The sequence below is a fragment of the Flavobacterium sp. genome (assembly GCF_004211145.1).
Lineage (GTDB): Bacteria > Bacteroidota > Bacteroidia > Flavobacteriales > Flavobacteriaceae > Flavobacterium.
In genome coordinates this window covers 1-20,968 of record NZ_SEBS01000021.1, presented here as the reverse complement: position 1 = coordinate 20,968, position 20,968 = coordinate 1, and the positions used below count along the sequence as shown (strand labels likewise).

21 protein-coding genes are annotated in these 20,968 nt (G+C 47.6%); 8 read left to right on the top strand and 13 right to left on the bottom strand.

Translation table 11 applies throughout. The features are described from left to right. Nucleotides 1-39 precede the first annotated feature (39 nt). Nucleotides 40-441, top strand: a complete 402-nt coding sequence (locus EOO50_RS10930; protein WP_290840041.1) for a heme-binding protein — start codon at nucleotides 40-42, stop codon at nucleotides 439-441. Between the two features lie 50 nt (nucleotides 442-491). Here EOO50_RS10930 and EOO50_RS10925 read toward each other — a convergent pair whose 3' ends face one another. From EOO50_RS10925 to mnmE, 4 genes are all read right to left on the bottom strand, one after another. Further along, nucleotides 492-992: a DUF2911 domain-containing protein gene (locus EOO50_RS10925; protein ID WP_290840040.1), complete on the bottom strand. Its 501-nt coding sequence runs from the start codon at nucleotides 990-992 to the stop codon at nucleotides 492-494. Between the two features lie 67 nt (nucleotides 993-1,059). Further along, the gene (locus EOO50_RS10920; RefSeq protein ID WP_290840039.1) at nucleotides 1,060-1,674 is read right to left on the bottom strand and encodes a class I SAM-dependent methyltransferase; all 615 of its coding nucleotides are present in this window, start codon (nucleotides 1,672-1,674) and stop codon (nucleotides 1,060-1,062) included. A gap of 5 nt (nucleotides 1,675-1,679) precedes the next feature. Continuing rightward, nucleotides 1,680-2,225 carry an inorganic diphosphatase gene (locus tag EOO50_RS10915; protein WP_290840038.1) on the bottom strand — a complete coding sequence of 182 codons (546 nt, stop codon included), beginning with the start codon at nucleotides 2,223-2,225 and terminating at the stop codon, nucleotides 1,680-1,682. 225 nt (nucleotides 2,226-2,450) lie between these two features. Then, the gene (gene mnmE, locus EOO50_RS10910) at nucleotides 2,451-3,845 is read right to left on the bottom strand and encodes a tRNA uridine-5-carboxymethylaminomethyl(34) synthesis GTPase MnmE (protein WP_290840037.1); all 1,395 of its coding nucleotides are present in this window, start codon (nucleotides 3,843-3,845) and stop codon (nucleotides 2,451-2,453) included. A 151-nt stretch (nucleotides 3,846-3,996) separates the two neighbouring features. Between mnmE and EOO50_RS10905 the strand changes: the two genes are divergently transcribed. After that, a complete protein-coding gene (locus EOO50_RS10905) occupies nucleotides 3,997-4,830 on the top strand; it encodes a universal stress protein (protein WP_290840036.1) in 834 nt (277 codons plus the stop codon). A 287-nt stretch (nucleotides 4,831-5,117) separates the two neighbouring features. Continuing rightward, a complete protein-coding gene (locus tag EOO50_RS10900) occupies nucleotides 5,118-6,485 on the top strand; it encodes an NAD-dependent succinate-semialdehyde dehydrogenase (RefSeq protein ID WP_290840034.1) in 1,368 nt (455 codons plus the stop codon). Between the two features lie 192 nt (nucleotides 6,486-6,677). Here EOO50_RS10900 and EOO50_RS10895 read toward each other — a convergent pair whose 3' ends face one another. From EOO50_RS10895 to EOO50_RS10865, 7 genes are all read right to left on the bottom strand, one after another. After that, nucleotides 6,678-7,373 (bottom strand): LipL32 family surface lipoprotein, encoded by a 696-nt coding sequence (locus tag EOO50_RS10895; RefSeq protein WP_290840033.1) that lies wholly within the window; start codon nucleotides 7,371-7,373, stop codon nucleotides 6,678-6,680. 449 nt (nucleotides 7,374-7,822) lie between these two features. Beyond that, the gene (dnaN, locus tag EOO50_RS10890; RefSeq protein WP_290840032.1) at nucleotides 7,823-8,941 is read right to left on the bottom strand and encodes a DNA polymerase III subunit beta; all 1,119 of its coding nucleotides are present in this window, start codon (nucleotides 8,939-8,941) and stop codon (nucleotides 7,823-7,825) included. A gap of 97 nt (nucleotides 8,942-9,038) precedes the next feature. Further along, complete coding sequence (gene gldG, locus EOO50_RS10885; RefSeq protein WP_290840031.1) at nucleotides 9,039-10,838, bottom strand: gliding motility-associated ABC transporter substrate-binding protein GldG; 1,800 nt, start codon at nucleotides 10,836-10,838, stop codon at nucleotides 9,039-9,041. Then, complete coding sequence (gene gldF, locus EOO50_RS10880; RefSeq protein ID WP_290840030.1) at nucleotides 10,835-11,560, bottom strand: gliding motility-associated ABC transporter permease subunit GldF; 726 nt, start codon at nucleotides 11,558-11,560, stop codon at nucleotides 10,835-10,837. Before gldF ends, gldG begins: the two co-directional genes overlap by 4 nt. Nucleotides 11,561-11,629: 69 nt before the next feature. Further along, entirely contained in the window at nucleotides 11,630-12,808 is a 1,179-nt protein-coding gene (locus tag EOO50_RS10875; RefSeq protein ID WP_290840029.1) for a hypothetical protein, read from the bottom strand. Next, on the bottom strand, nucleotides 12,808-13,104 hold the full coding sequence (locus EOO50_RS10870; protein WP_290840027.1) for an antibiotic biosynthesis monooxygenase family protein: 297 nt from the start codon (nucleotides 13,102-13,104) through the stop codon (nucleotides 12,808-12,810). Before EOO50_RS10870 ends, EOO50_RS10875 begins: the two co-directional genes overlap by 1 nt. Nucleotide 13,105: 1 nt before the next feature. Then, nucleotides 13,106-13,939 (bottom strand): SAM-dependent chlorinase/fluorinase, encoded by an 834-nt coding sequence (locus EOO50_RS10865; RefSeq protein ID WP_290840026.1) that lies wholly within the window; start codon nucleotides 13,937-13,939, stop codon nucleotides 13,106-13,108. Nucleotides 13,940-14,077: 138 nt separating this feature from the next. On the opposite strand from EOO50_RS10865, the gene EOO50_RS10860 reads away from it, so the two are divergent. Beyond that, a complete protein-coding gene (locus EOO50_RS10860) occupies nucleotides 14,078-15,025 on the top strand; it encodes a PhoH family protein (protein ID WP_290840025.1) in 948 nt (315 codons plus the stop codon). Nucleotides 15,026-15,058: 33 nt separating this feature from the next. On the opposite strand, the gene EOO50_RS10855 is transcribed toward EOO50_RS10860, so the two are convergent. Continuing rightward, a complete protein-coding gene (locus tag EOO50_RS10855; protein ID WP_290840023.1) occupies nucleotides 15,059-16,345 on the bottom strand; it encodes a hypothetical protein in 1,287 nt (428 codons plus the stop codon). A 127-nt stretch (nucleotides 16,346-16,472) separates the two neighbouring features. Here EOO50_RS10855 and EOO50_RS10850 point away from each other — a divergent pair, with 127 nt between their 5' ends. From EOO50_RS10850 to EOO50_RS10840, 3 genes are all read left to right on the top strand, one after another. Further along, complete coding sequence (locus tag EOO50_RS10850; RefSeq protein WP_290840022.1) at nucleotides 16,473-17,423, top strand: phosphoribosylaminoimidazolesuccinocarboxamide synthase; 951 nt, start codon at nucleotides 16,473-16,475, stop codon at nucleotides 17,421-17,423. Between the two features lie 162 nt (nucleotides 17,424-17,585). Then, the gene (locus EOO50_RS10845; protein ID WP_290840021.1) at nucleotides 17,586-17,963 is read left to right on the top strand and encodes an ankyrin repeat domain-containing protein; all 378 of its coding nucleotides are present in this window, start codon (nucleotides 17,586-17,588) and stop codon (nucleotides 17,961-17,963) included. Between the two features lie 43 nt (nucleotides 17,964-18,006). Then, entirely contained in the window at nucleotides 18,007-18,432 is a 426-nt protein-coding gene (locus EOO50_RS10840) for a hypothetical protein (RefSeq protein ID WP_290840019.1), read from the top strand. Between the two features lie 85 nt (nucleotides 18,433-18,517). Here EOO50_RS10840 and EOO50_RS10835 read toward each other — a convergent pair whose 3' ends face one another. After that, on the bottom strand, nucleotides 18,518-19,606 hold the full coding sequence (locus EOO50_RS10835) for a M42 family metallopeptidase (protein ID WP_290840018.1): 1,089 nt from the start codon (nucleotides 19,604-19,606) through the stop codon (nucleotides 18,518-18,520). Nucleotides 19,607-19,701: 95 nt separating this feature from the next. On the opposite strand from EOO50_RS10835, the gene EOO50_RS10830 reads away from it, so the two are divergent. Then, entirely contained in the window at nucleotides 19,702-20,379 is a 678-nt protein-coding gene (locus tag EOO50_RS10830) for a DUF4294 domain-containing protein (RefSeq protein WP_290840017.1), read from the top strand. The last annotated feature ends 589 nt before the right edge of the window (nucleotides 20,380-20,968 follow it).

The following is a 20,968-nucleotide window of genomic DNA, read 5'->3' as shown; positions in this document are numbered from 1 at the left end:
GTAGGCAAGATGTAATTTACGATCCTAAAAAAATACAACATGGACGTTACGTTATCACAAGCCGAAGAAATTATCATGGCAGCCAAACAAAAAGCCGCCGACATCAACACGAAAATGAATATCGCGGTCGTCGATTCAGGAGCGAATTTAGTCGCCTTCGTCAGGAACGACGGCGCTTGGCTGGGTTCGACCGACATTTCGATCAAGAAAGCCAAAACCGCGATTTTCTTCCAAATGGACACGGCCGATTTGAGCCCGCTCGTCCAACCCGGAAAACCGTTGTTCCAGATCGAGAATTCGAATAACGGTTTGATCACGTTTCCCGGCGGCGTCGTACTCAAGAACGGGGCGGGCGAATTCATCGGTGCGATTGGCGTTTCCGGAAGCACGGTCGACGACGACGCAACGGTCGCGAAAGCCGGAGCTCAAGCTTTGAAATAAAAAAAAAGCGCAGTCGTGAGATTGCGCTTTTCTATTTTAATGTAGTCGAATTATTTGATCGCGACCGGAATATCCCAGGAATCCCATTGGATCAACAATCCTTTGGCGTTTATGGAATACGTGAGTTTTTCGGTTTTTGATTTTGCCGCAGTTGGTTTTACGACGACGCGCAATTGGTCTTTTTTCTCGTCATAATCATACGCGCCCCATTGCTTGGCTTCCTTGTTGAAAACGATCGTGGCGCTTTCTTTTTCAGGAATGATGAAGAACGAGTATTTTCCGGCTGGCAATTCCTTGCCTTCGACGGTGATTTTCTGGCTGGTTTCAAACGTCGTCGCGTCATTCGCTCCGGCGCGCCATACTTTTCCATAAGGAACGAGTCCGCCCCAGATTTCACGACCTTTGACTGAAGGCGCTCCGTAATTTACGGTGATTTTGGCTCCGTTTACGGTTCCTGTCGCTGTTTCGGCGGGACTTGCGGCTTTTTTATCCTGAGCATTGGCCATGAAAGACACGAACAAAAGCGCGAGGAATGCAATTTTACTTTTCATACTTTAAGTTTTACGTTGTTGTTTCGTAAAGATAGTGTTCCGATGATGAAATCCGTTTTGCCGACTGTTATATTTTTCGCGCGAAACGGCAAAAAGTAAAGTTTTGGATGGTGTCGAACGGCGTTACGTGATCTTCGGTGAGACATTCGATCTGTTCGAAATCATCAGCAAGTACAAGCGATAAACCTTCGGCATCATATTGCGAAATCTCCAGTCCGCTGCATTTCTTCGGACCATTTTCTGAAAACGTACCGATCGCCATGAATCTTGAAACGGCTTTTTTGGCGATGCCTGCGTAGGTCCGAATTTCTTCGTCGGATGTCAAAAAATGAAACGCGGCGCGGTCGTGCCAAACATCGAAGGTTTCGGTCGGATCAAATTCGAGGATGTCCGAAACGATCCAGTTTACCTTGCTGGCTTTTTCACCCAGACGTGCTTTGGCTTTATCGAGCGCTTTCCCGGAAATGTCCAAAACCGACAAATTCTCGTAACCAAGTTCGAGCAAACAATCGACAAGATTGCTGTCTCCGCCGCCGATGTCGATTATTTTCGCCGATTTTTCGAGATGGAAGGACGCGATAAAATCCAAAGAGGTCAACGGGACTTTTTGCGTCCAGCTGACCTCGTTCGGATTCTTGGTTTGATAAACCGTTTCCCAATGATTTTTGCGATCGGTTTCCATGATGGTTATACGGTTTTCTCTTTTTTGAATTTCTCGTTGTAGTCGGCGATCGCCTTTTCTATGATTTTCCATGCGGTTTCGCGGTTCTGGAATTCTTCGACGACGACTTCCTTTTTCTCGAGTTTCTTGTAATCCTCGAAGAAGCTTTTTAGTTCTGAGATGAAGTGTTGCGGCAGTTCCGAAATGTCGTTGATGTGATTGACGCTAGGATCGCCTTCAGCCACTGCGATAATCTTGTCATCGGCTTCTCCGCCGTCGACCATGCGCATCACGCCGATCACTTTCGCCGACACGATGCACAAAGGCACGATATCGACCTGGCAAATCACCAGGATGTCAAGCGGATCGTTATCATCGCAATAAGTACGCGGGATGAAACCGTAATTCGCGGGATAATAGACCGACGAGAACAGCACGCGATCCAGGATCAACATGCCACTTTCCTTATCGAGTTCGTATTTTGCGCGGTTTCCTTTTGGGATTTCAATGATTCCGTTGACGACTTGCGGGGCTTTGTCACCGAACGTGACGCCATGCCATGAATTTTTCATACTTGATTTACTTGTTTATTGATTCTTTCCTGTTCGGTTTTTATTCGGGCGACAAGGAATTTTGTCGGGATTAGAAAACCAAAACCGGCGCGCAAAGTTACGGTTTGCTACAGGAATTTCAATGGAAAATCACACGTCAGGGACGGATTTTTGGACGTTTTTAAAATCGTCGGAAGCTAAATCGTTGTAGTTTTTCGCTTCGATGGGTTGAATTGGTTGTTTGGTTTATTTTCCGATGCAAAAATTCGCAAATATATTCCCCAACAACTCATCGTTCGTAACCTGTCCCGTAATCATCCCAAAATGATACAAGGCCTCGCGGATGTCGATCGCCATCAGGTCTGACGACAAGTTCGATTGCAGCCCGAAACGCACTTTTTGGATTTCCTCAAGCGCCTTGAGCAACGAGTCGTAATGACGGGTGTTGGTCACGATCGTTTCGTTGTTGCGCAACGCGCCCGTGTTCACGAACGACAGTAATTTGTCCTTCAAATCGTCGACGCCGATCTTCTCTTTGGCCGAAATCAAAAGAATTCCGGGGATGGCGGTTTCAATGTCCGACTTTTGCGCGTCCGACAATTTATCAGCCTTATTTCCGATGATGACCAACGGCTTCATCGGATATTGGTTGCGTATCTTCTCAATCTCATTCTTAGCGGTATCAACAGCATTGTCCATTATCAATTGTCCATTGTCCATTAAATAAACAACAACCTGAGCCTGCGCGATCTTCTCAAAAGTCTTCTGGATGCCGATACTTTCCACGACGTCTTTCGTATCGCGGATTCCTGCCGTATCGATGAATCTGAATCCGATGCCACCGATGCTCAACTCGTCCTCAACCGTGTCGCGCGTCGTTCCCGCTATGTCCGACACGATGGCGCGATCTTCGTTGAGCAACGCGTTCAATAACGTCGATTTCCCAACGTTCGGTTCGCCCACGATCGCGACTGGAATTCCGTTCTTGATCACGTTTCCGACCGCGAACGAATCGATCAGGCGTTTCAAGACGAGTTCGATGCGTTCCAAAAGTTCGCGGAATTGGGTTCGGTCGGCGAACTCGACATCTTCTTCCGAGAAGTCAAGTTCCAATTCGATCAGCGATGCAAAGTTCAGGAGTTCCACGCGAAGCTGCGCGATCTCGGTTGAGAATCCGCCGCGCATTTGTTGCATCGCGACCTGGTGTGACGCCTCGTTGTCGGACGCGATCAGATCGGCTACGGCTTCGGCCTGCGATAAATCGAGCTTCCCGTTGAGAAACGCGCGCAACGTATATTCGCCCGCATCGGCCATGCGACAGCCTTTGCGTAACAATAATTGGATGATCTGCTGTTGGATGTACGTCGAGCCGTGGCATGAAATCTCGACGGTATTCTCGCCCGTGTACGAATTCGGTCCTTTAAAAATCGAAACGAGCACCTCGTCTATGACTTTCTCACCGTCGGCGATATGGCCCAAATGCAATGTGTGCGATTTCTGTTTCGTCAGATCCTTGTTCCGGACCGATTTGAAAACCGACGCGCCTATCCCGATCGCATCGAGTCCCGACACGCGGATAACGGCAATCGCGCCCGCACCTGAAGGCGTTGCCAATGCGACTATTGAATCGTTTTGAATCATGGTGCAAAAGTAAGGTTAATTAGCGAATTGGTTAATCACCAAATGTATCGCGAATCCAAAATCCAAACCGCGCGTTAATAATTCCCAAACGCACTTTTCGTTCTTTAACACTTTGCGTAACTTTCAGACAGCAAAAACAAACAACCCGATCATGAAAAAGATATTGTTCCCAACCGATTTTTCCCCGGCTTCGCACAACGCGTTCATCTACGCGCTTCAGTTCGCCAAACACCTGAACGCCGAGGTCGTCACGCTTCACGTTTATGAGATTCCGATAATCGATTACGTGGACGTGCCCGCCTACCAAATGGAAATTTACGAAACCGTTGAGCTTTCAACGTTCGAGAAATACCAAAGCCATATCCCGACGTTGAGGCGAATCGCCGATGACAACGGTTGTTCCGATGTGCAGATCAGCAATGTCCTGATGGACGGTGACTTGGTGAACACGATTCTGCAGCTCGTAAAGGAACAGGGAATCGAATATGTCGTCATGGGAACGAAAGGCGCTTCGGGAGCCGTGGAAACCTTCGTCGGAACCTCGACCGCGAACGTTATGACGCGCACCAATGCGTTCGTTCTCGCCGTTCCCGAGGACATGAAATACGAGCCGATACGCAACATCGTATTCGCCACGAGATTCGCCGAAAGTGATTTTACGGCGTTGCAGAAATTGTTGAAACTCGCCTCGGCATTCCACGCGGGCATCGATGTGCTCCACGTCGAAAACGCCAACGTGAAAGTAAAAGACGTCGTGATCGCCGACTGGAAACTCGTACTCGCCAATGAAAACATCACGTTCCATACGACTGAGAACGAAAGCGTCGAAGAAGGCATTTTGTGGTTCCTCGAATCGCACGAAGCCAATATCATCGCATTGCTCAACCGCGAACACGGCTTTTTTGAGAGTCTGTTCCGCACGAGCCTTACGAAAAAATTGGCGTTCCATTCTAAAGTTCCGGTTTTGGCGATACACGAAGACTAATATTTTGGGCGTTCCGGCGGTCGAGCGAATCAGTTGCTGTCGCGGAACTGTTAAAACCGCCGTCGGGCTATTCGCTGCTATCTTTTCTCGTTCCTCGAAAAGGATATCCGCTGCTATCCCTAACGCGAGACTGGGCGAATGACGAAAGACTGATGACGAAAGACGAAAGACGAAAGACGAATGACTAATGACGAAAGACGAAAGACGAATGACGAACGACCAAAGACTAACGACTAACGACTAGCGAATACTTCAACTAAACAATTAACCGATTCAACAAATCACCAATGTCCATACAAACTACAAATCCCTACAATAACAAAATTCTCAAAACCTTCGACGAGCTCACCGACGCCCAACTCGAAAAGAAAATCGAGCGCGCGCACAAAACCTATCAGGTCTGGAAGAATTCCCCGATTTCAGAGCGAGCCGAATTACTCAGGAAAGTGGCGGCAATCTTCAGGAAACGTAAAACCGAACTCGCGAAACTCATCACGCTCGAAATGGGAAAACTCATTGCGCAAAGCGAGAGCGAGGTCGAAATGGTCGCCTCGGTCTACGAATATTACGCTGAAAACGGTGAAGAATTTCTAAAGGATCGCCCGATGAAGATCAAAGACGGGAAAGCGTTCGTGCGTCTGTCACCGATCGGGATTATTCTTGGCGTCGAACCTTGGAATTATCCGTACAACCAAGTAGCGAGATTGGCGGCTCCGAATATCATGGCGGGAAATGTCGTGATGATCAAACATGCGTCGAACGTTCCGCAATGTGCACAGATGATCGAGAAAATCTTCAAAGAAGCCGGCGCTCCTGAAGGCGTTTACACAAACTTGTTCCTTGCCGGAAAACGCATCGCGAAACTCGCCCAGGACAAGCGAATCGCAGGAATGTCGCTCACGGGAAGCGAACAAGCGGGTTCGAGTCTTGGTGAAGCCGCGGGAAAAAATCTAAAGAAATCCGTTCTCGAACTCGGAGGCAGCGACGCGTTCGTGGTTCTGGACGACGCCGACATCGATCTGGCGGCCGAGAAAGCCTACCTCGGACGCTATTCGAATATGGGACAAGCATGTACGTCGGCCAAAAGATTGATTGTTCTTGACAAGGTCGCCGACGATTTCATCGCGAAACTAAAGCTCAGGATCACAGGACTGAAAGTGGGCGACCCGATGGATCCGAAAACTGAAATCGGTCCGCTATCGACTGAGGATGCCGTCAAGAAACTCGACAAGCAAGTCAAGACCACGATCAAACAAGGCGCGACGGTTCTGGCCGGAGGAAAACGCATGAAAAGAGAAGGAGCGTTCTATGAATTTACGATCCTCACCGACATCAAACCCGGAATGCTTGCGTATGAGGAAGAACTGTTCGGACCTGTCGCGTCGTTTTATCGCGTGAAAGACGAAAAGGCCGCGATCGAACTTGCGAACGCTACGAACTTCGGACTCGGAGGCGCGGTATTCAGCAAAGACACCGAACGCGCGATCAACGTCGCGAACCAGATGGAAACGGGAATGGTTTTCATAAACGAGAATTTGGCGTCCCGCCCTGATTTGCCTTTTGGAGGCGTGAAGCGCTCGGGTTATGGGCGCGAACTATCGCCTTTGGGAATCGAGGAATTCGTGAACAAGAAGCTGATTCGGATCGCAACATGAAAAGTTGCAGCGGATAATTTTGATTTATCTTCTCGTTATTTTAAGCTGCGAAGCGTGAATGTCACCTCGATATTTAGCCACGGATACACGGATTTTTGGCGAGATTGATAGTGCATTCGTGGCACAAAAAAATATCCTGTGGCAAAAAAAAGCCGACAAATCGTCGGCTCTTTATAATTCCATGTTTAAAATTTACTTTTTAACAGCCGTAGCTAGATCTTCAGGTTTTGCAGCGATCGCAACTCCAGGTAGTTTAACCGGAGCGCCGATCTGAGCCATAAAACTGCCCTGTACTTCGCCACGCTTATACGTCGTGAACCCGATGCGATACAATCCCATCACGAGAGATTTTACAGGGTTCGACGTTTCGCTCGTCACGCGGATCAGCGAGTTGTATTTGCTTCCCGACGGTTGCGCAGGCAATTCACCCGAATCGTCGTTCGAATCGATCGTAACCCATTTCGCGGTTTTTGCTTTTGCGGCGGCGTCTTCGATCTTTACGATTCCTTCAGCTCTTTCGAGCGTCACCCAGGTGTCGAAGAAATTTTTCGTGTCGGCTGTGTTCGCGGTGAAATCTGCGGTCACATAATCTTTGTCGGATGGTTTCGAACCTTCGGGCGCCGGGGAGACCATGCGTACGCCAAGTTCAGGCGCGGCAACCGGAATCCAGACATACACGTAATACATTTTTTTGCCGTTCTTGGTTTCGTCGGGAGCGGCACCGGGTTTGATGTAACCGTAATAGGTGTTGATGTCGGTGTATGGCACGCGAATCTCTTTGCCCATTACGCTTTTCTTACCCAGATCGGCCCCGAATTTGTCGAGCTTTTGCGCGTTTGAAACAATTCCGGTCAAGCATAGGACGCCGGCGAGTACATTTTTAATCATTTTATCGGTTTTTGGTTGTTCTTACTCGTAAGGCTTTTCAGGTACGCCGCGCATTTGAGGTTTCGCTTCCTTTTTTGTTGGAATCAAAAATAGAATTTTAGGATAGGATGGGAGTTTTGGATGAATATTCGTTGAGATTTGGCGGATATTCGTTTCTATTTCTTAGACTAATTTTACCACGGATACACGGATTTTCACGGACGATAGAGATCTGCGAGCTTATTTGGAAAAGGCATGATTGTAATTTGGCCGTGCAGATACAGATACAAATAATCGTGGAAATCCGTGCATTCGTGGCAAAAAAGAAAGCAGTGCCTTCAGAATTCTGGAAATATTTTGGACGGTTGATGTACTCCATCGCGAGAGTTGCGAAAAATTAAAGCGCGCAAAATAAAAAAACCGCAATCCAAAGACTGCGGTTTTCCAATTATAAAAAGGTTGGTTGGAGGCTAGTTGTTCAGCATTACCGGCATGACAAGCATGGTCACGGTTTCGCCTTCGTCAAGCCCGTCCACGGGAGTAAGAATTCCGGCGCGGTTCGGCAATGACATTTCAAGCAAGATCATATCCGATTGCAGGTTTGTAAGCATTTCGGTAAGGAAACGCGAGTTGAACCCGATCTGGATATCGTCGCCTTGGTAATCACACGTCAAACGCTCCTCGGCCTTGTTCGAATAATCGATGTCTTCAGCTGAGATGTTCAATTCGGTTCCTGCGATCTTGAGACGGATCTGGTGCGTGGTCTTGTTCGAGAAGATCGCGACACGACGAACGGAGCTCAAGAACTGCGTGCGGTCAATCTGCAATTTGTTCGGATTTTCCTTTGGGATGACGGCTTCATAGTTCGGGTATTTCCCGTCTATCAATCGGCATGTCAACACGTAATTGTCGAAAGAGAATGTCGCGTTTGAATCATTGTATTCGATTTTGACTTCGGCGTCGCTCGCACCCAAAATGCTCTTCAAGATGTTCAAAGGTTTCTTGGGCATGATGAAATCGGCGGCTTGCGAAGCTTTCACATCGGCACGCGCATATTTCACGAGTTTGTGGGCGTCGGTAGCCACGAATGTCAAGCCTTCGGTCGAAAACTGGAAGAAAACGCCCGACATCACGGGACGCAAGTCGTCATTTCCGGCTGCGAAAATCGTTTTTGAAACCGCTGTCGCCAGTACTTCGGCCGGAACCAACGTCACCGACGGATCTTCAAGGCTCACCGATTTCGGGAATTCCTCGCCCGGCGCGTACGCCAACGCATATTTACCCGAATTCGAACTGATTTCTATCGTGCTGTTTTCCTCAACGGTAAACGTAAGCGGTTGCTCAGGAAACGTTTTGAGGATCTCAAGCAACAACTTCGCGGGAACGGCGACACTGCCCTGGCTCGTCGAATCGATTTCGAGCGTGGCGCTCATCGTCGTCTCAAGATCCGAGGCGGAAACCGTGAGCGTCTTGTTGTCGAGCTCAAAAAGGAAATTGTCGAGAATAGGCAAGGTGTTGCTGCTGTTGATGACGCTTCCCAATACCTGTAATTGCTTCAATAAGTACGAACTCGATACTATGAATTTCATGTGCGTGTAATTAATTTTTTCGATCGGATCCAACGGAATTCAACCGGTTCACAAATATATCCTAATCTGCCAAACAGCGAAACAAAATTTATTAACACTAACGGCCGTAACGACGCTTCCTGACAAACGTAAACACGAGTCCGAAAAGCAAAAGCGCAACGATTGGAACTCCGACGGTTATGATTTGCGCAGTCGTGTAACTCGCGTAGACTTTTTGCTGGTCGAGTATCGGCAGCGTAACTTCCTTGCTTCGGATGTTGATAAGTCCGGTATCGTCGAGCAGGTAATTCACGCAATTCGACAGGAATTCCTTATTGCCATACAATTTGTTCGTCCATTTATCGTAGCCGAGCTCGAGCGGACGGTAATCCTTGTCGAGTTGATTTTTGATCACGTCTCCGTCTGAAATTACGATCATCTTGGTCGCTTTCCCTTCGCTCACGAACGATTTGTCGGCGAAAGGCAACACGCGGTTCTCATACACCGAATGGAATTTCCCTTCGAGCAAAATCGCCAGTGGAATGTTTCCGGTCTTGTTGAATTCAGTTGGTTCGGGGCGTTCCTGAACCATGTCGAGGCGGACTTCCACAGGTGTTCCGACCGCTCGCGAATACTGTGACGATTGTAGCAACACGGTCTTCTTGATGCCATTTTTAAGCGTGTCGATACCATTCGCGAAATCAAATTTCACGGGATCCAAACCTTTTACGATCGAGTTGTTCGAAGTCGAGTAGGAAAGGGGCGCGTAAAACCACGGATACTGCGAATATTGGCTCGCGCTTCCCTGTTCGCCCGTTGCCAATGCGATCGGCGCGCAGTTCAGGTCTTTTACCAATGTCGGATTGATGCGGAAACCGTATTTGAAGAACATGTCGTTCAGGTTCAGATCGCGCGGAAACGCCAAATTCATGCCTTGCTGATTGTACAGGCTGTCCATTTCGATGTTCACCTGATCGACGAGCCACAACGTTTTCCCACCGTTCATGATGTACTGGTCGAGCACCTGTTTTTCCTGATCGGTGAAGGTTTCGGCGGGTTTCGTGATGACGGCCATGTCGTATTTCTTGAGGAACGAAAGTGTTTCCGCAGGTTGTTTCGCTACCGAATCCAACGTGAATGTCCCGATGAAATAATTCTGGCGCACTTGCTTGATGAAGTCGGCCATGAGCAAATCGTGCATTTCACCGTTTCCTTTGATGACCGCGACTTTTTTTTCTTTTGCATTGGCGACTGTGTTGAATGCATTCGCGAGCGCGTATTCGAGATGTTGTACCGAACCGACGACTTTCTCGGCAGTCGATGCGCCCATCGCGCTTTTAAGCAACGGGATTTTTACGCTTCGGCCTTGATAAGTCGCGATTGCCCAAGGAAAGACGACGGCTTCAGTCTGTTTGCCTTTGTCGTTCATCGTGACGCGCGCCGGAATCATGCCGCTGCCCGCAAACGATTCGAGAACCGCTTTGTCGAGGTCGGGAATCTCCTTTATACTCGTCTGGATTTCTTTCTTTTCCTTGTCTGAAACGACCGGGTTGTCGATCTTGAAAATGTTGTAGATGATGTCGCGTTTCTCGGCATCGGCATTATCTGATTCGTCAAGCGGATTGATGAATCGGAACTGGACATTCGAGTTGTACGCTCGGAATTCCTCAAGCAATTGCTGGGTTTCGGTTTGCAGTTTCTTGAATTCGCCCGGGAAATCTCCGTCGAGGAAAACATCGATATACATGGGCTCGCGGACATTTTCGAGAATCGCGAACGATGTTTTCGACAATGTATACCGCTTGTCCTGCGTCATGTCGTAACGTTGGAAAACTTTGGTTCCGATAAGATTCACCGCGACCAAAACCGCAATCGTGATCGCTAAATTCTTCAGGTTTTTCTTCTTGGCGTTCGTCATGATTTCAACGATTTAAGTTTGAACACGGTGAACGAAAGGAAAAGTACGGTTACGCTGACGAAATAGATCACGTCGCGCGTGTCGATAACGCCTCGCCCGATGCTCTTGAAATGGCTGTCCATTCCCAATGCCGTCACGAAACTTTGTGCGCCGCCGATGATCTGCGCGAGGCCTTCGAATCCGTAATAGAGTAGGAAACATAGGAAAACCGAAACGATGAACGCGACGATCTGGTTGTCGGACAACGCCGATGTGAAAATCCCGATGGCCGAATAAGCCGCGATCAAAAACAGCAGCCCGAAATACGATCCCATCGTGCTGCCCAAATCGATATTTCCTTCAGGCATTCCGAGTTTGGAAACGATGTACACATAAATTAACGTCGGGATGATTGCGATCACGATCAGTAACATCGCGCCCAAAAACTTGCCGTTTACGATCTGCCACACACTCAGCGGTTTGGTGAGCAACAGTTCAAGCGTTCCTTGCTTTCGTTCGTCTGAAAAACTGCGCATCGTCACGGCCGGAATCAGGAAGATTAAGATCCACGGCGCGATAGTGAAGAATGGCGTAAGGTCGGCGAAACCACTTTGCAGGATGTTGTATTCACCGTCGAAAACCCAAAGGAACAATCCGTTGAGCAACAGGAAAATCGCGATGACGAGATAGCCGGCGGGCGATCCGAAAAAGGATTTGATTTCTCTTAGTAATATGGCTTTCATTTGTGTTTATGCGTTGAATCGGTTATTTGTTTATTCGATTTTGTCTGCCGTTAGACGATTAAGATTTGATTACAGATCGTCGATGCAATCCTGTGCGGACTGTGCAATATATTCGTCTTCGCTTTTGGCGGTTTCTTTTAGGATCGCGATGTATTTTTCCCGGTCGGGATTCGATTCGTCGTTGGCGAGGCGGTAAATCATGTTTATGGCTTCGATCGTCGGGTTTCGGTTTATGGAAGCTATCAATTCGGCTTCGAGGCCTATTCCAAAGTACGTTTCGAGGTAGTGCACGAACGGGCCGGGCGCGCCATGGATCGCTTCGGGATGTTTTTCGAAATAGGCAAATATAGGTTTTATCGGATCGTCGGTCCTGGAAAGGAATTCGAGAGCCGCGTCGATTTCCTGGTCGTAATCGTAGATCGCGTCTTCTTCTACGTCCATTTCAGCAAAGATAAAGTCGAGTTTTTGTGTGACTTCTTCGTGGCTTTTGGGTTGGAACGGTTCTTTTTCGGCTACGGTTTCGACGGGTTTTTCTGGAATGTCTTTAAAGTCGTTTCCGTTTATCCTCGGTTCGTATTCGTAAAAGTCGCTCAATCCGCTGATGTCGTTTTCTTCGAGCGCATTTTTAAGTCGCTCGCTCATAATGAATTCGGAATTCAGGAAATGTTGGATACGGAATAGATCAGGGTCAAGTTTGTGGAATAGATCGCTCAGTACCAAATCGACTTCTCTGATATTTTCTTCGAGTTCATCCATGTTTTTACGGATGTCCTTCCATTCTTCGGCGCTTCCAATCGCGATAGGTTGCCCATTTTCTCCTAAAAAATCGGTACGTTCAAAAGTCGAGGCTGGAAAATCAATGAAGTCGTAATTATCATCGGCGACCAAAATGTGTAGGTAATAATAGTGGAACGTTTCCCCCGTGGCTTCGAGTGTGTACGCTGGAAGCGCATAAAAACGATGTTCCGGCAACTTGAATTTTTCGATGACGCTTTTCGCTTTTCCTGACATCACATAGCCCAAACCTCCGTACAAACCGGCGGCGGCAAGGAAATCGGTTGGCCTTTTCGTCGCTTTCTTCCCCGTGACTTTGAGCAGCAATTGTCCGAAAATCGGCTCGAAATCGGGATGTTCCCAATACGACATGTTGCTTTGATAGTGTTCTTCGTCCCAAACTTTTGGGTCGGGCTGCATGATTTCGGTCGTAATATCCGGATAAGCCGAGGTGTCGAAATAATAATAGTTCATCATTGCAAAGTTACGAGCCGGTCGACGCTCCAGGCTTCGGGTTTGTCGTTGAATAATTTTTTGGTGAACGTCCACACGTCGTAAAACAGTTCCGACTGACGGTAATTCTCGAGATCCTGTTCGGTTTCCCAATAACTGTACGTGAAAAATATATGGTCGTTTTGTTTGTCGCGGTACAATTCGAGTAAACGGTTTCCGGGCGCGTTTCGTATTTTCTCCTTCATCAATTCGAAATTTTCGAGAAATGCCGGGACGTTTTCGGGATGGAAACTGAGTTTGACGATCCTGATGAACATGTTAGGAGAAATTTACGGTTACGGCGTCGCGATATCCTAGTCCGAGTAAGGATGATGCGCCTCCCGATGTCGCGGGATTGCTTCGGTACAATGCGATTTCAAGGTTTCCGGCCGCGTTGAAAATCGCGAGTTTTTGGCCTTCGTAGAACTTCTCGGGAAAATTGTCGGAAGCCACGACGTCGGAATATTTGGGTAAAATGGTCTTGATTGTATTCGTGACCGATCGCAGCACGATTTCGTACGGGCGGTTTTTCCCGACTTCGGCAAACATTTTCTTCGAGATGTTCGTCACGACGTTCCCGAAATGATCGACATAGACGACGTAACCTTTTATGGATTTGTTGTCGGTGGAAATTATCGGCTTGAGCTCGGTCAATTCCTTTATGGATTCGATGTCGCGCCCCACGACGTTCAACAGCCCGCCTTTCGCCAAATGGCATGCGACTTTTACGAACACGTCGAGATCGGTCGCATCGTCGGGCAGTCGGTCGTGTATGTTGATCGCGACGAGTTTTTCAGGTACGATTTTTTGGGTTAAAAAGCCAAGTATCCCGTTGTCGGCGCAAATAAAGAAATGCCCGTTCCATTGCATCGCGATATGGCGAACCTCGCGACTGAGTTCGATATCTACGCCGATGATGTGGACCGAACCTTTCGGGAAACTTGAATACGCCGCTTCGACGATGTAACTCGCCTCGGCCGCATTGAACGGATCTATGCCGTGTGAAATGTCGATAATCGTCGCCTCGTCGTACTCGGAAAGCAGCTTACCTTTTAAAGCCCCGACGAAGTGATCGCGCAGGCCATAATCAGTAGTAAGCGTAATTATTGACATAGAATTGTTTATAAATAAAAGTAGGCGCGACAGGTTAAATCACTACATTTGGTTGGAAGCGTCACTGCAATTGAGCAGCGCGAATCCAATGCAAATCTACTAATAAAAGCGATTATTTCTAATTAAAAAAGACGGCGTTTGAACGAGAGAATTATTGAGCTGGGCGAGATCGCTCCTAAAGATTTCTGGGGTGCACAGGATGCACATTTGGAAACGATCAAAAAATACTATCCAAAACTGAAAATAGTTGCGCGCGGCACGACCATAAAAGCCTTTGGCGAGAAGGAAGTGCTCGATGAATTCGAGGTCAGGTTCAATCGCCTCATGCAGCATTTCACGCGATACAATAATATAGACGATAACGTGATTGACCGCGTGATCCAAAGCGGAACACAGGAAGAACAGCGCATGCCCGACCATGACAAAATTCTCGTGCACGGTCTGGGCGGAAAGCTCATCAAAGCGATGACGCCTAACCAGCAGTTGCTCGTCGACGCGGTTTTCAAGAACGATATGGTGTTTGCCGTCGGTCCTGCGGGAACGGGAAAAACGTATACGGGCGTGGCTTTGGCCGTGAAAGCGCTCAAGGAAAAGCAGGTTAAAAGAATTATTTTAACGCGTCCAGCGGTTGAAGCAGGTGAGAACCTCGGATTCCTTCCGGGCGACATGAAGGAGAAACTCGATCCGTACATGCAGCCGTTGTACGATGCGTTGCGCGATATGTTGCCGCCTTCGTCACTTGAAGATTACATTCTAAAAGGAATCATCCAGATCGCTCCGTTGGCATTCATGCGCGGACGGACGCTCGACAATGCTTTCGTGATCCTCGATGAAGCCCAGAATACGACGCACAACCAAATGAAAATGTTCCTCACGCGTATGGGGAAAAACGCGAAGTTCATCATAACGGGCGATCCGGGACAGGTAGATTTGCCGCGTGCCACGATGTCGGGGTTGAAGGAAGCGTTGCTGATCTTGAAAGATACTGAAGGAATCGGCATCATTCATCTCGACGACAAAGATATCGTGCGACACCGACTCGTTAAAAAAGTGATAGAGGCGTACAAGAAAATCGAAAACCAATAATATAAAAAGCTCCAATTATCGGGGCTTTTTTTATTATCGGTTGCGTTCACTGATCCAATGGAATTCGCGGTTGGCCAACTGGAATTTGTGTTTTGTTTTGACCGACAGCAACTTCAGCGAGTCGCCGTGAAGTTTTGTCCGGAATTCGATCGAGTCTTTATTTAATATTTTGTACTTGAGGTCGAACATTGCGATACTGTCGCCGTCGTTGAACTTAAAGGCATGCAGCACATTTTTGACTGAATCGTTCTTGTACAGGAAATAACCCCGACCATAACGCAGGCGCAAAATCGTGTCTTGCGAGTCGATGCTTCCCGACTCGGCACCGTCGAAAATAATGTCCTTCCATACGAGGGAATCGTTCGCCAGCACCGGAATCGTATCGTTGTTTTTGATAAGGACGTGGGTTTCAAAAACGCCTTTCGCGAACGGCTCGTCGCTCTTGTGATAGTCGGAGTACATGTTGAATGTGTCGAAAATCATCATGGAGAGCATATAGATGAACGCGACCTTCAATGCGATGCGCCCGCGTTTGACCCATTTGCGTTGGCTTGAAAAGTGGTACTTCGAAATCGTTGAAATGGTTCGGTTGTGCCAAAAGAAGTGCAGCAATCCCTGGTTGTCATCGATTAATAGAAAGAGCGCCATCGCGGTAAGATGCATCGAGAAAATCTTGACGGGAATGTCGTAGAACAGGTTCAAAGCCATTACGTTCAGGAATACGCCGAACGCGAGCACGGCGCCCAATCGCGTGGTCCGTCGGAACAGCAACAGCAGTCCGACAAGCACTTCGGCCATTCCTGAAAAGAATTGATATCCGTCGGAATATCCGATAAAAAGCCACGAAAACCGCATCGGTAAAAAATCGCCCAGCGGGGATGCCAATTGGCTTTGCGTCGGGAACAACATCTGAATGAGCAATATTTTGATCAGGCCGTAAGTGAGCGCGAAATACGATAAAGTGTATCGCAGTCCCGTACGCAATAGATAACCCAATCTATTGTAGGACGGGCGTTTTCGATCGAGCCACGACCAGATTACCGTCGCAATCGCCGATACCGAAAGTTCCAAAATCAGCAAAACCCAACCCCATGACGTGTCGCCGCTGCCGTTCAAAGGCGTCAATTCTTTCTGGAAATGAATCACGTGGTCGTTGAATCCGCACACGAAAAAATCGAGAACGGCCGCGTGCCAACCGCCTAACATCGGAATACCTGAAAATTCGAACCACGGTGTCGTAATCAAATACAGTCCGAAATACAGGAAACAGAATCGGAAAGCGATCCTGCGCCACAAAGGCCAATTGTAATTTGCAGTCATCGGAATTTTTTGTGTATAATTTAAAAAATTGGTCGGTTCGGTGAAAAGCAATTTCGATAAACGTCGTTTTGAGTAGACGAACCACATCTGAAAAAGTGTATTTTTGTGCCTCAAACTACAATTTACAATGAGCAACACGATCACCACGACAAATTTTAATTTTCCGGGCCAAAAATCAGTGTATCGCGGCAAAGTACGCGAAGTTTACAACATAGACGATGAATTGTTGGTCATGGTGGCGACCGACAGGCTTTCGGCTTTCGATGTCGTGCTTCCCAAGGGAATTCCGTACAAAGGCCAAATCCTAAACCAGATCGCGACGCGTTTCATGGAACTTACGAAAGATATCGTTCCGAACTGGCTTATCGCAACTCCCGATCCCAACGTCGCCGTAGGTCATTTGTGCGAACCGTTTAAGGTCGAGATGGTGATCCGAGGATATCTGTCAGGACACGCGGCCCGCGAATACGCTGAGGGGAAACGCAGTCTTTGCGGGGTTTACATGCCCGAAGGCTTGAAGGAAAACGACAAGTTCCCACAACCGATCATCACTCCGACGACAAAAGCCGACAACGGGGAACACGACATGGACATTTCGCGTGAGGAAATCCTGTCTCGCGGCATAGTATCCGAGGAAGATTACATCGTACTTGAAAATTACACGCACGCGTTATTCCAGCGTGGAACGAATATCGCCGCCGGCCGCGGACTGATCCTGGTCGACACGAAATATGAATTCGGAAAGACAAAAGATGGAAAAATCGTTTTGATCGACGAAATCCATACGCCGGATTCCTCGCGTTATTTCTACGCCGACGGTTACCAGGAAAGGCAGGACAACGGTGAGTCGCAGAAACAATTGTCGAAAGAATTCGTGCGCCAATGGCTTATAGCGAACGATTTCCAAGGAAAAGAAGGGCAGAACATTCCTGACATGACCGACGAATACATCCAAAGTGTTTCGGAGCGTTACATCGAACTCTACGAAAAGATACTAGGAGAACCTTTCGTGAAAGCCGATATTTCCAGGATTGATGAGCGAATCGAAAAGAATGTGCTTGATTTCCTCAAGAAATGACTTTAACGTAACAATTTGCAAACGCCCGTAATCAGGGCGTTTTTTAATTTTGGGTTGTAGGGAATTGGTTAAAAAAACGTTAATCATCGGGTTCACTGTAACGATTCTTTTGCAACCGACGTCTATTACTCAAAATCATCAACTTAAATCAATCAGTCAATCATGAAAAAATCAATCGTTTATCTTGGAATCGCATTAGTGTCTTTTATTAATGTGTCGATGGCAAACGAGACTACGACTTCAGTCTCTTCGGCCAAAATCGAAAATGTTTACGGAAACACACCGCTTTGTGTTGCAATCAGCAAAGGCGACCTTGAAGTCGTCAAGAAATTCGTCGAATACGGAGCCGACATCAACGAGAAATCCAATGGCATGACGCCTTTGATGATCGCGGCGCGTTACAACAATGTCCAGATCACCGAGTATCTTCTTTCAAAAGGAGCGAAAGCCGACGAAAAAAGTGAAAACGGATTTACGGCGCTCAGATGGGCGGAAGCTTCGGGCGCGAAAGAAGTCGCCGCGGTGCTTGCCAAAGCGTAATCAATCAAAATCATCATCATCATCATCACAATCACAATCAATCATGAAAAAATCAATCATCACTTTAGCACTTGCTTTGGTGGCTGCAATCGGCACCAATGCAAACAACCAGTACGGATTTTCAGAAATAGATTCTGAAACAGCTCTTTTCGCCGGAAACGGAGATTCCATAACAGGACAAACAAGGTATTTCGCAAACGAGGAAAACGTTCTAAATCCTGAAGTATATTTCAAATCAGGTTATGTAAAATCACACGAAGATGTCGTGAAATGCGACTCTGAAGTCGTTGAAGGAAACGCAAGACAGGAAATCCGCCCGCTTATCATCGAAAGGACTTCTGTTGATCTCATAGACGAAAGCAACAGGGTAATCGACGGTGTTTTGCCTGAAATCGCACCGTTGAATTTCGCCTACATCAACGGAAGCAAAAAACAGTTGCCGTTGCCTGTTTGCCAGCCGCAATTGTAAATTTCATCTATAGTACAGGTTAATTATAAGAGAAAAAGCATCCTTTTAACGGGATGCTTTTTTGTTTGCGCCGAATTGCCGACGATTATTTGAAGTAGCTGAACGTTTCGTTGTTCTTGATCGTGAGCAACGATTCGTAGATGAGTCGGATCACGTTTTCAACGTCGTCCTTGTGCACCATTTCCACGGTCGTATGCATATAACGCAAGGGAAGCGAAATCAACGCCGAAGCGACGCCGCCGTTGCTGTACGCGAAAGCGTCGGTATCGGTTCCCGTAACGCGCGATGAGGCCAGGCGTTGGAATGGGATCTGGTTTTTCTCGGCCGTATCCAAAATGTGCTCGCGCAGGTTGTTCTGAACCGCAGGAGCGTACGTCACGACCGGACCTTTGCCGATCTGGACTTCACCTTCGATACGCTTGTTGATCATAGGAGTCGTCGTGTCGTGGCAAACGTCGGTTACGATCGCGATATTGGGTTTGATCGTGTTGGTGATCATTTCGGCGCCTCTCAATCCGACTTCTTCCTGGACCGAATTGGTGATGTACAATCCGAACGGCAGTTTCTTTTTGTTTTCCGATAACAGGCGCGCGACTTCGGCGATCATGAATCCGCCCATCCTATTATCGATCGCGCGGCACACGAATTTGTTTTCGTTCAGGATGATGAATTCGTCGGGATACGTGATGACGCAGCCCACGTGGACGCCCATTTCCTCGACCTGCGCCTTCGTATCGCAGCCGATATCGATGTGCAAATTGTCGATTTTCGGGTGTTCTTCCTTGTCGCGATTTCTCGTATGGATCGCGGGCCATCCGAAAACGCCCTTTACGATTCCTTTTTTGGTGTGGATGTGCACGCGTTTCGACGGGGCGATCATGTGGTCGGAACCTCCGTTTCGGATAACATATATAAGACCGTTGTCGGTGATGTAATTCACGTACCACGAAATTTCGTCGGAATGGCCTTCGATCACGACCTTGAATTCGGCATCGGGATTGATCACGCCGACCGCGGTTCCGTAAGTGTCGGTAATGAACGTATCGACATACGGACGCACGTAATCCATCCAGATTTTTTGCCCTTCGGCTTCATAGCCCGTAGGCGAGGCGTTATTTAAATAGCGTTCCATAAACGCCATCGATGTTTTTTTAAGCACTGGTTTTGCAGCCATAGTTTTAATTTCAGTATATATTCGGCTAAAATAAAAATTTGGCACTACAGTTGGACAAAGAAAATATGTCTATTTTTGAACCCACAAGAACCGCTATGAAATTTGTAAGCTCTTTTTTGTTGTTCCTTTTCGTGTCAACGGGCGCGTTTGCCCAGGTAAAAGATTCGATCGCATCCGATACTGATCTGGATGTGAACGACTCGGTGATGGAAGTCATGCTCGACGAACTCGTGTTGGGCAAAGGCCATCTCGAATATGCGAGCCGGAAAGAATATCTCATTTTGCAGAACCGCGTATACAAGGTGTATCCGTTTGCGAAGATTGCTTCAGAGCGTTTGACCATGCTTGATAAGAACATGTCCAAACTCAAGACGGAAAAGGAAAAAAAGAAGTACTATAAAATAGTGGAGGATTATATTGAGAACGAATTCTCGGAAAAACTCAAGAAACTCTCGCGTAAGCAGGGACAAATCCTTATCAAGCTCATTTATCGCCAAACCGGCAAAACCACTTTCTCTTTAATTAAGGAATACAAAAGCGGATGGAAGGCCTTTTGGTCGAGTAATACCGCCAAGGTTTTCGATCTTGACCTCAAGCGCGCTTATTCGCCTTATGAAGTCAATGAGGATTATTTGATCGAGACGATTTTGGTTCGCGCTTTTGAAACGGGTCGTCTGCAAAAACAGGCCGCTTTCAAGCCGGTCGACCTCGACGACCTCGATACGCATTGGACGCAGAAAGCCATAGAGCAGGCGAGCCAGCCTAAACCATAATTTACTTTTTTGTTTTTTGGGCGTGCCGGCGGCTTTGTTGTTTGGCGTCTCCCGATGTATTTTTGGGAAGCCGCCGTCGGGCTGACCCGTTCCAATCTGTCTTTTGCCGTCTACTATACTATATATAGAGAAACATCCGCCGCGGCAAAAGGCAGGATTTCCACTCGCATCCCTCACGCGGCCGTAAACCCTGGAAAAAACTTTCACCTGCAAAACGCATCGTTCCAGCGCGTTGCGAAAAACACGAAAAAAACTTTGCCGAAACGCTTGCGGGAGTAAAAAAGCGGTGTACTTTTGCACCCGCATTGACAGCGAAGTTCCTTTGAAATATTGAAAGTAAAAAAAGAGGCGAAAAAAGTTTTGCCGTTAGGGGCAGGGTTGTTATCTTTGCCGTCCGGTTTTTCCGGAAAACGTTCAGGACGCATCTTTTTTACTGGAAATCAAGCGGTAAGAAATTTTTTCAAAAAAAGTTTCCGAAACGCTTGGAAAAGCCAAAACAAGTTGTACTTTTGCACCCGCTTTGAAACGCAAGTGACGAGCGAAAAACGAGTAGACAAGTTCATAGACATATTGGATTGACAGCACTTCA

Bases quoted from the DNA above. Each gene is read 5' to 3' on its own strand.
- EOO50_RS10930 (WP_290840041.1), top strand. From the start codon at position 40: ATGGACGTTACGTTATCACAAGCCGAAGAAATTATCATGGCAGCCAAA.
- EOO50_RS10925 (WP_290840040.1), bottom strand. From the start codon at position 992: ATGAAAAGTAAAATTGCATTCCTCGCGCTTTTGTTCGTGTCTTTCATG.
- EOO50_RS10920 (WP_290840039.1), bottom strand. From the start codon at position 1,674: ATGGAAACCGATCGCAAAAATCATTGGGAAACGGTTTATCAAACCAAG.
- EOO50_RS10915 (WP_290840038.1), bottom strand. From the start codon at position 2,225: ATGAAAAATTCATGGCATGGCGTCACGTTCGGTGACAAAGCCCCGCAA.
- mnmE (WP_290840037.1), bottom strand. From the start codon at position 3,845: ATGATTCAAAACGATTCAATAGTCGCATTGGCAACGCCTTCAGGTGCG.
- EOO50_RS10905 (WP_290840036.1), top strand. From the start codon at position 3,997: ATGAAAAAGATATTGTTCCCAACCGATTTTTCCCCGGCTTCGCACAAC.
- EOO50_RS10900 (WP_290840034.1), top strand. From the start codon at position 5,118: ATGTCCATACAAACTACAAATCCCTACAATAACAAAATTCTCAAAACC.
- EOO50_RS10895 (WP_290840033.1), bottom strand. From the start codon at position 7,373: ATGATTAAAAATGTACTCGCCGGCGTCCTATGCTTGACCGGAATTGTT.
- dnaN (WP_290840032.1), bottom strand. From the start codon at position 8,941: ATGAAATTCATAGTATCGAGTTCGTACTTATTGAAGCAATTACAGGTA.
- gldG (WP_290840031.1), bottom strand. From the start codon at position 10,838: ATGACGAACGCCAAGAAGAAAAACCTGAAGAATTTAGCGATCACGATT.
- gldF (WP_290840030.1), bottom strand. From the start codon at position 11,560: ATGAAAGCCATATTACTAAGAGAAATCAAATCCTTTTTCGGATCGCCC.
- EOO50_RS10875 (WP_290840029.1), bottom strand. From the start codon at position 12,808: ATGAACTATTATTATTTCGACACCTCGGCTTATCCGGATATTACGACC.
- EOO50_RS10870 (WP_290840027.1), bottom strand. From the start codon at position 13,104: ATGTTCATCAGGATCGTCAAACTCAGTTTCCATCCCGAAAACGTCCCG.
- EOO50_RS10865 (WP_290840026.1), bottom strand. From the start codon at position 13,939: ATGTCAATAATTACGCTTACTACTGATTATGGCCTGCGCGATCACTTC.
- EOO50_RS10855 (WP_290840023.1), bottom strand. From the start codon at position 16,345: ATGACTGCAAATTACAATTGGCCTTTGTGGCGCAGGATCGCTTTCCGA.
- EOO50_RS10850 (WP_290840022.1), top strand. From the start codon at position 16,473: ATGAGCAACACGATCACCACGACAAATTTTAATTTTCCGGGCCAAAAA.
- EOO50_RS10845 (WP_290840021.1), top strand. From the start codon at position 17,586: ATGAAAAAATCAATCGTTTATCTTGGAATCGCATTAGTGTCTTTTATT.
- EOO50_RS10840 (WP_290840019.1), top strand. From the start codon at position 18,007: ATGAAAAAATCAATCATCACTTTAGCACTTGCTTTGGTGGCTGCAATC.
- EOO50_RS10835 (WP_290840018.1), bottom strand. From the start codon at position 19,606: ATGGCTGCAAAACCAGTGCTTAAAAAAACATCGATGGCGTTTATGGAA.
- EOO50_RS10830 (WP_290840017.1), top strand. From the start codon at position 19,702: ATGAAATTTGTAAGCTCTTTTTTGTTGTTCCTTTTCGTGTCAACGGGC.